At 43.5% G+C, this 12,548-nt stretch carries 11 protein-coding genes; 8 read left to right on the top strand and 3 right to left on the bottom strand.

Annotated elements, in window-relative coordinates; all coding sequences use genetic code 11:
- The first annotated feature begins 27 nt into the window (after positions 1 to 27).
- From RBI_RS02505 to RBI_RS02495, 3 genes are all read left to right on the top strand, one after another.
- Positions 28 to 714 (top strand): DUF421 domain-containing protein, encoded by a 687-nt coding sequence (locus RBI_RS02505; protein ID WP_038670770.1) that lies wholly within the window; start codon positions 28 to 30, stop codon positions 712 to 714.
- Positions 715 to 727: 13 nt separating this feature from the next.
- On the top strand, positions 728 to 1,102 hold the full coding sequence (locus tag RBI_RS02500; RefSeq protein ID WP_022288515.1) for a DUF4363 family protein: 375 nt from the start codon (positions 728 to 730) through the stop codon (positions 1,100 to 1,102).
- A 203-nt stretch (positions 1,103 to 1,305) separates the two neighbouring features.
- Complete coding sequence (locus RBI_RS02495) at positions 1,306 to 3,345, top strand: zinc ribbon domain-containing protein (RefSeq protein ID WP_038670767.1); 2,040 nt, start codon at positions 1,306 to 1,308, stop codon at positions 3,343 to 3,345.
- A 158-nt stretch (positions 3,346 to 3,503) separates the two neighbouring features.
- Here RBI_RS02495 and RBI_RS02490 read toward each other — a convergent pair whose 3' ends face one another.
- Positions 3,504 to 3,923, bottom strand: coding sequence for a hypothetical protein (locus RBI_RS02490; protein ID WP_051706344.1), 420 nt, complete (start codon positions 3,921 to 3,923; stop codon positions 3,504 to 3,506).
- A gap of 61 nt (positions 3,924 to 3,984) precedes the next feature.
- Here RBI_RS02490 and RBI_RS02485 point away from each other — a divergent pair, with 61 nt between their 5' ends.
- From RBI_RS02485 to RBI_RS02475, 3 genes are all read left to right on the top strand, one after another.
- Positions 3,985 to 4,746, top strand: a complete 762-nt coding sequence (locus tag RBI_RS02485) for a serine/threonine-protein kinase (RefSeq protein WP_051706340.1) — start codon at positions 3,985 to 3,987, stop codon at positions 4,744 to 4,746.
- The gene (locus RBI_RS02480; protein WP_038670766.1) at positions 4,730 to 5,734 is read left to right on the top strand and encodes a hypothetical protein; all 1,005 of its coding nucleotides are present in this window, start codon (positions 4,730 to 4,732) and stop codon (positions 5,732 to 5,734) included. Before RBI_RS02485 ends, RBI_RS02480 begins: the two co-directional genes overlap by 17 nt.
- A 93-nt stretch (positions 5,735 to 5,827) precedes the next feature.
- A complete protein-coding gene (locus RBI_RS02475) occupies positions 5,828 to 6,820 on the top strand; it encodes a M15 family metallopeptidase (RefSeq protein ID WP_242843660.1) in 993 nt (330 codons plus the stop codon).
- 101 nt (positions 6,821 to 6,921) lie between these two features.
- On the opposite strand, the gene RBI_RS02470 is transcribed toward RBI_RS02475, so the two are convergent.
- Positions 6,922 to 7,956, bottom strand: a complete 1,035-nt coding sequence (locus RBI_RS02470; protein ID WP_038670764.1) for a hypothetical protein — start codon at positions 7,954 to 7,956, stop codon at positions 6,922 to 6,924.
- A gap of 197 nt (positions 7,957 to 8,153) precedes the next feature.
- Between RBI_RS02470 and pap the strand changes: the two genes are divergently transcribed.
- Positions 8,154 to 9,665 carry a polyphosphate:AMP phosphotransferase gene (gene pap / locus RBI_RS02465; protein WP_038670762.1) on the top strand — a complete coding sequence of 504 codons (1,512 nt, stop codon included), beginning with the start codon at positions 8,154 to 8,156 and terminating at the stop codon, positions 9,663 to 9,665.
- 49 nt (positions 9,666 to 9,714) lie between these two features.
- Here pap and RBI_RS15020 read toward each other — a convergent pair whose 3' ends face one another.
- The gene (locus RBI_RS15020) at positions 9,715 to 9,870 is read right to left on the bottom strand and encodes a hypothetical protein (RefSeq protein ID WP_022288524.1); all 156 of its coding nucleotides are present in this window, start codon (positions 9,868 to 9,870) and stop codon (positions 9,715 to 9,717) included.
- A 231-nt stretch (positions 9,871 to 10,101) separates the two neighbouring features.
- On the opposite strand from RBI_RS15020, the gene RBI_RS02460 reads away from it, so the two are divergent.
- Positions 10,102 to 12,456, top strand: coding sequence for an ATP-dependent Clp protease ATP-binding subunit (locus RBI_RS02460; RefSeq protein ID WP_051706338.1), 2,355 nt, complete (start codon positions 10,102 to 10,104; stop codon positions 12,454 to 12,456).
- Positions 12,457 to 12,548 lie beyond the last annotated feature (92 nt).

The raw sequence follows: 12,548 nt of genomic DNA, 5'->3' as shown, positions 1-12,548 counted from the left end.
GCTTTGACCATATTGGAGGAAAACAAAATGCTGATAGTTTTTTTCAGAGCCGTTATACTTTATATACTCATTGTCATAAGCATACGCCTTATGGGCAAAAGGCAGATAGGCGAATTACAGCCCTCTGAGCTTGTTATAACGCTTCTGCTTTCAAACATCGCCACCCTGCCTATCGAGGATATGACTATACCGATGTCAATGGGCATAGTGCCTATATTCACGCTGGTGTGCCTTGACGTTATACTCTCTCACTGCTCGCTTAAATTCAGAGGGCTTAGAAAGCTCATATGCGGCTCTCCGAAAATAGTCGTGTCCCGTGGGATCATAGATCAAAAACAGCTCAAAGACCTGCGTTTTTCCGCAGACGATCTTTTGGAGTCCCTAAGAAGCATGGGTATATTCGATATAAACGAGGTACAGCTTGCGGTGGTGGAAACAACAGGCAAGATATCGGTCTATCAGAAAGCACAGTTTCGACCTGTAAACAATGGCGGAATGGGCATAAAAGGATCTCAGACCGATCCTCCACAGCTCGTTGTCGACAACGGAAGGATAATATACTCCGCCCTTGGTCTTATCGGCAAGGACGAAAAGTGGCTCATGAAAAAGCTAGGAGAAAAGGGTATGCCCCTGAAAGATGTTTACATCTGCACCGCTGACCCCTCAGGGCAGATAGTTGCCATAAGAAAAGACAAGGGCAAGAAAAAAGTATAAAGGAGCAATCACAATGAAAAGATTGACCGCCTGCATTATTATCCTCACTGTCATAGCCGCCATGTCAGTGTTCTCCGTATTTGCGGTAAAAAAAGAAAACGATAAATTCATAAGCCTTGTGAACGCCGCTGAAAACAGCTACAGAAATGATGACAGCGACACAGCACAACGGCTCGAAGAACTCGAAAATGCCTGGAATAAATATTATGTAAGAATATCATATATAGCACAATCCTGCACACTTGATGATATCTCCTATGCAGTGGCAAAGCTCCCAGCCCTATTGGAAAAGGGCTCTGAGGAATTTTTGTCAGAGTGCGAGAGCATACGCTCATGGACAGAGAAGATATACCACACTCAGTATCCTCATTTATATTCGGTTTTTTAATGTAGAAAAATTGTGTCTAAAACGTTATCAAAGTGTATGATTTTTTCTTGCGTTATTGTACAAATCTACAAAAATCATACAGAACAAGGCGGTTTCAACGAGTTTTTCTTGACTTTTCTTTCTGCTAATATTATACTTAGAATGTATGAATAGGATAAAAAATTTTATCCTGTTTAGAAAAGAAGTATCAATGGAGGTATGAAATGAACACTATCAAGTTTTGTGCTAAGTGCGGAGCGCCAATAGGTCCAGAAGAAAAATTCTGTGGCGGCTGCGGTGCGTCTGTCGCCGAAATGGAAGCCGAAGCAGGCATTTCCACACAGCAGGCAGCACCTGCTCAGGCACCCGTTCAGCAGACTCAGCCTGTACAGCAGCAGGCTCCTCAGTATGACCAGCAGTATGCACAACCAGCAAACAACTACGCTCAGGCAGCAGCTCCTGCGGCTGCAAAGCCAAATCCTTTTGCTAAGCTTGGCGAATGGGTAAAGGGTCACAAGAAGATAACACTTATCGCCGCTGCAGCTCTTATCGTTGTTATCGTTGCGATCATCATTCTGTGCAACATTCTTAAATATCAGGTGATCGACGCAAAGGATCTTTTCAAGTTTGAATTTAAGGGCATTGACGGCTGTGGCTATGTTGAGGCAGAGCTTAACTGCTATGACAAGAGCTACTATTCAATGGCAGACGCTACAAGCGCTCTCGGCGACCTTGCTGACGAGACAGATCTTGACCTTGACGACCTTGATGATCTTTCCGACTATGCAAGCTCATCTGACAAGTCATCAAAGGTAAGCAAGTATTTTGCACTTGACAAGAAAACTCTTACAAAAGCATTTAACAAAGCTGATGATTTTACAGAAGCTAAGAAGATGAGAAATGCCCTTCTCAAAACAAATAGCGATGGCGAGTATAAGCTGAAGATCACTTTTGATAAGAAAGCAAACAAGAATCTTAAAAATGGTGACAAGGTAAAATGCACAGTAAAGTACAACGAGGATTCTCTCAAGGACAAGAACATAAAGCTAAAGAACACTGAGTTTGAGGTAACTGTAAAGGATCTAAAAAATGGTGAGGAGATCGACTTCTTCAAGGGCGTTGAGGTCAAGTTCTCAGGCTTTGACGGCAACGGCTCTGCTGATGTTTCATATGACTCAGCATATCCATTTATCTACTATGATTATGACTACAAGTCAGATCTGAAAAACGGCGACAAGTACACTGTTACAGCTAACATAGACGTTTATGGCGCAGAAGAAAGCGGTGACATGACTTGGTTTGAATATGACGACAAGTATTATACATACAAGACAGCCGACGTTAAGGACGGCAAGGTAACAAAGGATTTCACTGTTGAGGGTCTTGAAAAAACTCAGGAGATCGACCCGTTCGAGGGACTTGAATTTGAATGCTCAGGCGGTGTTCCATTTGTTAAGCCTTACTCAGTAAAGAGCGAGTCTATCCCTGCTGCTCTTAAGGACAATGTTTCTTACTCAGTATCATGCGATGATTATATTGGCATCGGAGGCACATTCAAGGTAACTTGCAGCCCTTATTCCTCACTTGCAAGAAATGGTATCACACTTTCCGGCAAAACTGAAACAAACGATTGGGGCGACACTGTTTATGTTAAGGAAATAACAGTTGACGAAACATTCCCTGCATATGTAACAGCTGACAACGGCAAGGCTGCTATGGACAGCTATCAGTCATATCTCGATGACAAGATCGAAGATATGAGAAAGGATATAAAGGGTCATTACGCTCCATATCCTGCTGACTTTGACGGCAAGGTAACATCTATCGAGTCTTTTGATTACGTTGACACTTATGTTGCATTCACAAACAAGAAGAATTATGATTCTTGGGAGAACACAAATGCACTCTACAATCTTTACAAGATAACTGTAAAGACAGATAAGGAGAAAAAGGCAGTTTCATTCTATGCTTCGATCTACTGCTCAAATATCGTTGCAACAGGTGAAACATTTACTGAAGAGCCTTACTTCTCAACATCTTACTACAACAAAGAAGCAGATTTCAAGAAGAAGGTAATTGAAGCCGAGGGTTACACAACAACTAAGGCTGGTGCGGCTTCAAAGCCTGCAACTGACGATTCTTCATCGGCTGCAGCAAGCGAAGCAACAACTACTACCACAACAACAGCAAAGACCGATTCTTCTGTAGCAGAAACAACTACATCTGCAAAGGATAAGGCAACAACTACAACTCTCGTTCCATAAGAGTAAAATAGTAAGAAACACGCCGCGGAAATTTTCTGCGGCGTGTGTTTTTATTTCCTGACAACTCTTGAAAACCTTGTCAAAATGTGATATAATATATGTTACGATAATAAAAAAAATCAGCCCCGAAGAGCCGGAGCTGATTTATGAAACGATCGTTATTTAAGGCACTGTGAACCATTTTCAAAAAGCACTTTGTTGAGCTTTGCCACATCATAGCCTTTATTTATTGCGTCAATGAGTATGCAATCACGGGTGTTTTTAGGATAAAGCTGAGCTTCACCCGCAAGGGTCAGAAGTCGCTGAACGGTATCAATATCAAGCTTCATTGCAAGTGCGATAGCGATTATCTTATCCTTGCTTGGAAGTCTTGCTCCTGCAAATATCTGATATCCATATATTTGATTTAGCTGGGATATTCTTATGACCTCTATCTTTGTCATCTTTTTCTTTTTCACAAGCTCACAAAGATAACGTGCAAAATCCTGTCTGTCAAGAGAATCCTTATTGTTGCTTAGAAAACTGTTGATATCATCGCTTCCATTTAGCTCCTCCATAAGCTGTGTTGTTTTTTTCATGTCACCAGTTCCTTCCTATAATAATTTATTTTTTTACATTTTTACATTGGAGATGAGAAATATGTCACAAAAAAGCTTATATGATTTTGAAACAGAACAGATCGACAAAATGTTCGACTGCAAAAACTATTTATTTAAAAACAGCAAGCACGAAAAAGTCATTTTAGAGAGTGACACAGGTGTAAAAATGGTGCGGCACATTATCTATAAGCCTGCTGACGTTTCTGTATATCAAAGGCTCGCATTGATAAATAATCCATATCTTTGCCGTATCTACGAGATCTCCGAAAGCACTGAAGCGTATACTATCTATGAAGAATTCTGCGACGGCATGACTCTTACGGATTATGCAAACGGCGAAACACTAGCAGAACACGATGCCCTGAACATTACCTGCTCCATATGCCAGGGATTGTATGCTCTTCACAACAGCGGCATCGTTCACCGTGATATAAAGCCTGATAATATTATAATATGTGACGACAATAATGTCAAGATTATAGATTTTGATATTTCTAAAATTTATAAATCTAATCAACGCTCTGACACCCAGACTTTGGGAACTGTAGGCTTTGCCGCACCTGAACAATTCGGTATGCAGCAATCTGACGCAAGAACGGATCTCTATTCTCTGGCAGTGCTTCTGAACGTTCTTTTGACAGGTGAACACCCGTCGGTCAAAATGTGCGAAAACAAGAAAATTCTGAAAGTCATAAAGAAATGCCTTTCTATCAATCCAGACGACAGATATAGCACTGCGGAAGAGCTGTACAATGTGCTTAATAAGATCAGGAGAAAATTAAAATATGAAAAAATGTCCTAATTGCGGAAGAATCCTTCATGACGATTCCATTTTCTGCTTTGGCTGCATGAGCGAAATAAACAAGAGGCAAGAAATAGTTCTCGCTACCCCCAAAAAAGTTTCTTTAAAAGCAAAAATAACCACACCAATAATCGCTGTGGCATTAGTATCCGCAACTGTTTTCGGGGTGTATACTTATAATAACAATAGTGATAAGACCACGGCTGTGAAAAAAAGCACACCTCGATCTACTGCCACTGTCACCACAAATACACCTGTGACAACTACTCTGCCTCCCGTCACCACTGTCATGACTACTACCACAAAAAAGCGTGAGCCTGACAAGGCTGCCCTTGCGTCAGATATTGTAGAAGGGGCGGCATTAGCAGAGTCAAAAGCCGCCGCAGTCACCACCACTACCACTACAGAAAAAGTGACTGAGCCTGTGACAGAGCCGGAGATACAGCAGGATATACCGCAGGAAAACACAGAAGATACTCAGCTGGACGAGTCTGTCGAGCCTGAATATTACTCCCCTGATGGTGCAAGTCAGATGACCCTTGACCTGCTCGATTATGTAAATCCTCTCCGTGAGAAATATGGTCTGAAACCACTCCGTGCAAGCGGACAGCTTGATGAATGTCTGCAAAAGAGCCTGTATCAAATGGACGACTACTGTCAAGGCATTGGCAACGTATACGAACATCTCTCTGAGGTCGGTCTGCCTAACAACAGCAAAATACGACAATTCACAGCAAACAACAGCTGTGTTTCAGACTATGACGAGGCATACACAGAGCTTTTTACTTGGTTAAAAAATAATGCAAGCTTTGGTCTCTCTTACGGTGACAATCTGATCAACGGCTTGGAAGATTACACATATCTTGGTGTTTGCTTTTTCCATGATGATATAGTTCAGGAAAGAAAAGACCATATGTGGAATGACCCAGATAATGATGAATACGAATCTATGCCGCTATATCAATGCTATGTTTATGTTATGAAATAAGCCGACAATATCCGACTTGAATATTTTATGCGATTGTGATATAATAAAGGCAACACAAAACGTAAAAAGCGAATTACAAAAAAGAGGATATTTATGAATAATCAGACTAATAACGAGAATTTATCCCAAGACACTAATGGCCAGCCTGACGAATACAGCGCTTATCGTGATGAAGAATACGAAAGAATGCGCATTGAAATGGAAAAACGCCGTGCCGAAAGGCGCGCAAGAGAACACAGGCGTGTTATGAAAAACCGTATCATTGCCATAGCAATTCTTTTGGTGATAATTTTTGTGATAGTGAAAGCCTGTGGTGGAAGGTCAGACAACAAGCCTGCTGCTTATTCATCATCACAGACCGAAAGCACAAAGCAGGCTGAAGCAAAGACTACCACCAAAAAGAAAACCTCCGACAACAGCAAAGCAGAAGAAACAAAGCATAAGATAGAGCAGTCAAACGGCATGACCTTTGTTGACGGCATTCTTATCGTAAACAAGACCTACTCCCTGCCCTCTGATTACGCTCCGGGCGTAAGCACAATTGCACAGAACGCCTTTGACGAAATGGCAGCTGCCGCGGCTCAGGACGGCATAACACTCTTTGTAAATTCAAGCTATCGTTCATATCAGGATCAGGAATCTCTTTATAACTCCTATGCCGCAGAGCGTGGCACAGAAGCCGCAGACGAGGTATCTTCCCGTCCGGGACATTCAGAACATCAAACGGGTCTGACCTTTGATGTTAACACCACCGAGGACAGCTTTGCAGGCACTCCCGAAGCAAACTGGCTGGCTGAACACTGTGCAGAGTACGGCTTTATTATCCGTTACCCTGAGGGAAAAGAGGATAAAACAGGATATGTGTATGAGCCGTGGCATATCCGCTATCTCGGTAAGGAAAAAGCCCAGGCGGTAACAAAGAGCGGTCTTTGCCTTGAAGAATATCTTGGTGTCACCTCTGATTACAAATATGCCGAAGATCAGAACTGTTCAAGCCTGAACACTTCCGACACACAATCAAGTCAGGCGGACGGCTACACAGACGGCTATTATCAGGACAACACAAATTATGATTATCAATACTGATACAAACACAAAGCGGACAGCCACAGGAAAGTGGTTGTCCGCTATTCTTTACTTTGTCATACGGGACGTCGAAAACGCAGTCCCCTACAGCCAAATATCCGTTACTTATTTTCTGAGCTTTCTGTGCTATCGGAGCTTTCCAAACTGCTGTCATCATAGTGGACAGGCTCAGTTGTAAGACCCTTATCTCCTGCCTCTACGGCTTTCTCAGTCATATCGTCAACTATGCGTTTGAAAACTTTGAACGCCTTATCATAATTCTCCTGCATAGTTTCCTTAGAGTCGCCCAAAGTCTTAACTGGCACTCTCATTGAAAGATGGATATCATTCGGCATATTCTCGAAGTTAAGCTCCTTTGCCATGATCTCCATGTTCCAGCTCATGCCCATATCATCAACATACTTGTTGTTCGGAAATTCCTTTGGCAACTCAGGAGTCATTATTGACTTGAACTCCTCGTCAGTGTTTGAGTCTGTTATAACAAGTATAGACTCGCCCCCCTGAAGCTGTGCCAAGAACTTAGTGCTGTTCACGTTCTGTTGCTGATAATCGTCGCTGTGAGAATTTAGCGGAATCATAATGACCTCAACATGGACATAACCATTGCCGTCAAGATCGTCCGTGTATTTTTCAAAGAACTCCTCCAGTTCCTCCTGACGTGTTTCCAAGCCATTGTTTGCGATCATAAGCACTGTCAAGTCTGCCTTTTCACGCCTTGCAGCGTCAATAAAAATAAATGCCGCCACCGCTATGATAAATATTGTAAAGATTATCCACACCTTGTTGTGATAAAAGAAATTCTGCACCTTTTCAAAGCCATGAAGCTCTCTTATCTGGTCATGCTCTTCCTTTATGGAAGACTCGCTTTCATCAATAACTCCGCTTTTGAGCTTCATAAGCTCGATACGCTCCTGAGCAAGCCTGCGTTCACGTTCCTTTTCTTCCTGACGTTCACGCTCACGTCTTTCAGCTTCCGCCTGCTCTAAAACCTGCCTTTCACGCTCCTCAGCCTCACGCCTTTGCTGAGCCAGCGTGCGCTCATACTCTGCGTCATCAGCGTCCTCCAACAGACCCTGACCCTCCAGACTTTTGTCGAGCTTTGATATATTAATGTCCTTTTCGTCTTTTTTTGACATATCACTGCCGTCCTTTGCGAGATATTTTATATCATATTAGTATAAACCAATAATATTAACTCCGTATTAACAAAAAAGAGATAGCATTTTCATGAAAAATGTCTATATACAAATAAAGATAAAATGTGTATAATATACATAAATCAAATAAATTAGGTTGTGATAATAACAATTTAGTGAAAAGAGGAGAGATAGCAATGCTTGAAAAGATCATACAGAAAAACACAGAAAAATCAGAGATATCCGAACAGCTAAAAGGGCTGAGAGAACAGCTCACCCTGCTTGAAAACAAAATAAAGACCGCAGGAGTGCCTGTTATAATCACATTTGACGGCTGGTCTGCCGCAGGAAAAGGCTCGATGATAGCAAAGCTCATACGCTCTCTTGACCCACGTTTTTACAAGGTGGTTTCCTATCGTGCACCGAATGAGCAAGAAAAGCGTATGCCATGGCTGTGGCGTTATTGGCAGACGCTGCCGAAAAAAGGTGAGTTTCTTATCCTTGATCGAAGCTGGTATCGTGACACTGTGAACGCCTTTATGTACGGTGAGATAGACAAGGAAACAAGGGACACACGTCTTGAAGATATCTGCACCTTTGAAAGGCAGCTTACAGATGACGGATATGTTATCGTGAAAATTTTCCTGCACATTACCGAAGACGAGCAGAAAAAGCGTATCGAAAAGCTGGAGAACTCCTCTGTTACAAGCTGGCGTGTGGAAAGCCACGATATAAAGAACATGGAAAAATACGATAAGTTTTTCCGCAGATATGACAAAATGCTTGAAAACACAAACACGGCATTTGCTCCGTGGACTTGCGTTGGGGCAAATGAACGTGCCTCTGCTGAGCTTGAAGTGCTGACAGCGGTCTCAAAGGCAGTAAGCACTGCAGTTTCCGCCAAGGAGAAAGGCGAACATTATATTCCCGAACCACAGTTCGACACCTGCGGATACAATTATCCTGAATATAAAACTATTGAAATGCCTGCTCTTGCAGAAGTGGATATGAACAAGTCCCTTGACGAAGCGGAATATGAGAAAAAGCTGAAAAAATATCAGGACAAGCTTTTCAAGCTGCAAAATCTCTGCTATCAGAAGAAGATACCTGTTATAATATGCTATGAAGGCTGGGATGCAGCAGGAAAAGGCGGAAATATCAAGCGCATTGCGGCTGCCCTTGATCCAAGGGGCTATGAAGTTCACCCTATCGCTGCACCCGAACCGTCAGAGCTTGCAAGGCACTATCTATGGCGTTTCTGGACACGTCTTGAAAAGAATGGTCACTTTACTATCTTTGACCGCACATGGTATGGCAGAGTAATGGTCGAGCCTATCGAAAAGCTCACCCCCGAAGAACGTGTGAACATGGCTTATCGTGAGATAAACGAGTTTGAAAGCCAGCTTCATGATTGGGGCGCAGAGATAATAAAATTCTGGGTGAATGTAGATAAAGACGAACAGCTCCGCCGTTTTAACGAGCGTGAGAACACGCCTGAAAAGCGTTGGAAGATAACCGATGAGGATTGGCGCAACCGTGAAAAGTGGGACACCTATGAGAAATATGTTGACCGCATGATAACACTTACCTCCACAGATATAGCACCATGGACGATACTTGAGGGCAACGATAAAAAATACGCCCGCATAAAAGCACTGAAAACTATTGTGAAACGCCTTGAAAAGCGTTTGGAAAAAGAAGATAAATAAAAAAAAGCGGCGAAGCGTAATGCTCCGCCGTCTTTTATTTGCCGTCAGATCAGCATCCGCAGCCGCCGCAACCATTGTCGCAGCCACAACCACCGCAGCCGTTTCCACAACCGCCACAGCCATTTCCGCAACCGCCGCAGCCACAGCAGAATATGAGAATAAGGATAATGATCCACCAACAACCGCCAAATCCACAACCGTTCATAAATGAAATCTCCTTTTTTATTAAGATTTATAAAGCTGAAGCTTTGCTCCGTTGCTTTATATTACAGTTTATGACGCAGAGAAAAATGTGTTACAAAAAAATCTGCAAGGAGAATTTGTCCTGTGCATAAGAATATAAAAGCGATAAAAATGCGAGAATAACAAGACGCAAAACTGTCAAGAATGTAGCTAAGACAAAGCTTTGTCTTAAACATTTTAAGGGGTGAATTTTATGAACGAACAGTTTTTTGATAGCGACAGCTTTACACCAAGGGCAAGAGAGCTTGTGAAAAATGCCGTCACTCTGGCAGGAAGCTGGGGGCATACTTATATCGGCACTGAGCATATCCTGCTCTCTGCCGCCTATGAGGAGGACTCCACAGCCTGTGCAGTGCTTCTGCGCCACGAGGTCACGGCTCAAAGGATAGAGGAGCAGATAGAATACATCATAGGCAGAGGCACGCCATGCCGTCTTACGAAAAATGACATCACTCCTAACGCTGCCGCTGTTTTAAAAGGCGCAAAAAGGCTGTGCGAGAGCATGGGTGGCGGTATTGCAGGAACGGAATACATTCTTGCTATGATACTCCGCCGCAGCGATTGCTGTGCCTTTGAGATATTGCAGCAGTTAGGGGTGAACTGCAACAAGATGTACAACGATTGCTCATTGTCAGGCAACGAGCCTAATATTTTTTCAGACAGAAATTATCCCAAGCTAAAGACCCTTGAACGCTACGGCAGAGAGCTTACACGCAAAAGCGAGTGCGAAAAATTCGACCCCTGCATAGGCAGAGAAGCTGAAACAGAACGTATCATGGAGATACTCTGCCGCCGCACAAAGAACAATCCCTGCCTTGTAGGTGAGGCAGGTGTGGGAAAGACCGCTGTTGTGGAGGGGCTTGCGAGAAAGATCATGCTTGGAGAAGTGCCGTCTGCGTTGTCCTCAAAGCGGATCTTCTCCCTTGATATAACTGCCCTCCTTGCAGGAGCAAAATATCGTGGGGACTTCGAGGAGCGATTGAAAAGCTGTATGGACGAAGCCGCAAAGGCTGGAAATGTGATACTTTTCATTGATGAGCTTCACAACATAATGGGTGCAGGAGCGGCAGAGGGTGCAATAGACGCTGCAAATATCCTGAAACCACAGCTTGCAAGGGGCGGTCTACAGCTCATAGGCGCAACGACTTTTGAGGAATACCGCAAAAATATTGAAAAAGACTCAGCTATGGAGCGACGCTTTCAGAAAGTGAAGATAGATGAGCCTGATCAAAGCCAGACCTGCCGTATCCTCAGCGGTCTTATAAACAAATATGAACAGCACCACAGCGTTGACATCTCCCCTGACCTTATACCATATGCAGTTAAGCTTGCCGCAAGATATGTCACCGACAGATTTTTTCCTGACAAAGCAATTGATATCCTTGACGAAGCCTGTGCCTGTGCGGTCATAGAGCAAAGTGAAAATAATTCTGGCGAGAAAATATCAGACGCTTTCAACGATTATGTGAAAGGCAAGCTCACCCGTGACGAATATCTCACCGCCATAACAGAGTGCCGCCCAAAGCGCATACCACTTGAAAAAAGGCACATTGACAGCGTTATTTCATCGCTCACAGGTATAAACTGCGCTGATATCGGACAGGACGAAGCCGCAAGGCTCACAGGGCTTGAAGATAAGCTAAGCGAAAGCATTGTGGGACAGCAGACGGCTATAAAGTCGCTCTGCTCTGCCGTCCGCCGCTGTCGTGCAGGACTAAAGGGCAGCGACCGCCCCATGGGAAGCTTTATTTTCTTAGGGTCAACGGGAGTGGGCAAGAGCCAGCTTGCAAAAGATCTTGCCAAAACGCTTTTTGGCAGAGATAACGCCATTGTAAAGCTTGATATGTCAGAATACATGGAACGCCACAGCGTTTCAAAGCTCATAGGCTCGCCCCCTGGATATGTAGGCTTTGACGAGGGTGGCAGGCTCACCGAACAAATTCGCCGCAAGCCCTACTGTGTGCTTCTTCTTGACGAAATAGAAAAGGCTCATCCTGACATCTACAATCTGCTTTTACAGATACTAGAGGACGGCTGTCTTACCGACTCCGCTGGCAGGACAGTTTCTTTCTCCAATGTCCTTATAATAATGACCTCGAATATCGGCGTGAAAAAGCTTGCCGAAACCAAGGCCGTGGGCTTTTCAAACAGCAAGTCAAATGGCGAAGCCAAGAAAAAAGCCATGCTCTCAGAGCTTAAAAGCTTTATGTCTCCCGAGCTTTTAGGCAGGATAGATGAGGTGATAGTTTTTAACGACCTTACCCTTTCCGATATGGAAAACATTACACGCCTTGAAATATCCGCTCTTGAAAAAAGGCTCTCCGAACTTGGCTGTACACTCGTCTGTCAGCCAGAGGTATACCCTTTTATCGCAAAGCAGGCACTTTCAAAAAGCGGCTCTGCACGAGAGATACGCCACATAATTACCGCCCTCATAGAAAATCGCATAAGCGATATGCTTATCTCCTCCGCCTGCCGTGACTTTTCTGTTTGCGTATCTGAAAACACCTTAACTGTCGCACAGCACCGCAGGCAACTGTGTTCATAGAAATTTTACAAAGTATAGTTGAGGGATATTTTACAAAAGCCCGCCCATATGTTATAATATTTTTATATATTGTTGTCCAAACGGCAAAAGGA

The sequence above is a fragment of the Ruminococcus bicirculans (ex Wegman et al. 2014) genome (genome assembly GCF_000723465.1).
Classification (GTDB): Bacteria; Bacillota; Clostridia; order Oscillospirales; family Ruminococcaceae; genus Hominimerdicola; species Hominimerdicola aceti.
The sequence above is the reverse complement of the archived record's forward strand: the minus strand, read 5'-3'. Positions and strand labels throughout refer to the sequence as shown.

What these genes read in the sequence shown, in the direction of transcription:
- RBI_RS02495 (WP_038670767.1), top strand. Translation starts at nt 1,306, where the DNA reads ATGAACACTATCAAGTTTTGTGCTAAGTGCGGAGCGCCAATAGGTCCA.
- RBI_RS02470 (WP_038670764.1), bottom strand. Translation starts at nt 7,956, where the DNA reads ATGTCAAAAAAAGACGAAAAGGACATTAATATATCAAAGCTCGACAAA.
- RBI_RS02480 (WP_038670766.1), top strand. Translation starts at nt 4,730, where the DNA reads ATGAAAAAATGTCCTAATTGCGGAAGAATCCTTCATGACGATTCCATT.
- pap (WP_038670762.1), top strand. Translation starts at nt 8,154, where the DNA reads ATGCTTGAAAAGATCATACAGAAAAACACAGAAAAATCAGAGATATCC.
- RBI_RS15020 (WP_022288524.1), bottom strand. Translation starts at nt 9,870, where the DNA reads ATGAACGGTTGTGGATTTGGCGGTTGTTGGTGGATCATTATCCTTATT.
- RBI_RS02490 (WP_051706344.1), bottom strand. Translation starts at nt 3,923, where the DNA reads ATGAAAAAAACAACACAGCTTATGGAGGAGCTAAATGGAAGCGATGAT.
- RBI_RS02460 (WP_051706338.1), top strand. Translation starts at nt 10,102, where the DNA reads ATGAACGAACAGTTTTTTGATAGCGACAGCTTTACACCAAGGGCAAGA.
- RBI_RS02485 (WP_051706340.1), top strand. Translation starts at nt 3,985, where the DNA reads ATGTCACAAAAAAGCTTATATGATTTTGAAACAGAACAGATCGACAAA.
- RBI_RS02500 (WP_022288515.1), top strand. Translation starts at nt 728, where the DNA reads ATGAAAAGATTGACCGCCTGCATTATTATCCTCACTGTCATAGCCGCC.
- RBI_RS02505 (WP_038670770.1), top strand. Translation starts at nt 28, where the DNA reads ATGCTGATAGTTTTTTTCAGAGCCGTTATACTTTATATACTCATTGTC.
- RBI_RS02475 (WP_242843660.1), top strand. Translation starts at nt 5,828, where the DNA reads ATGAATAATCAGACTAATAACGAGAATTTATCCCAAGACACTAATGGC.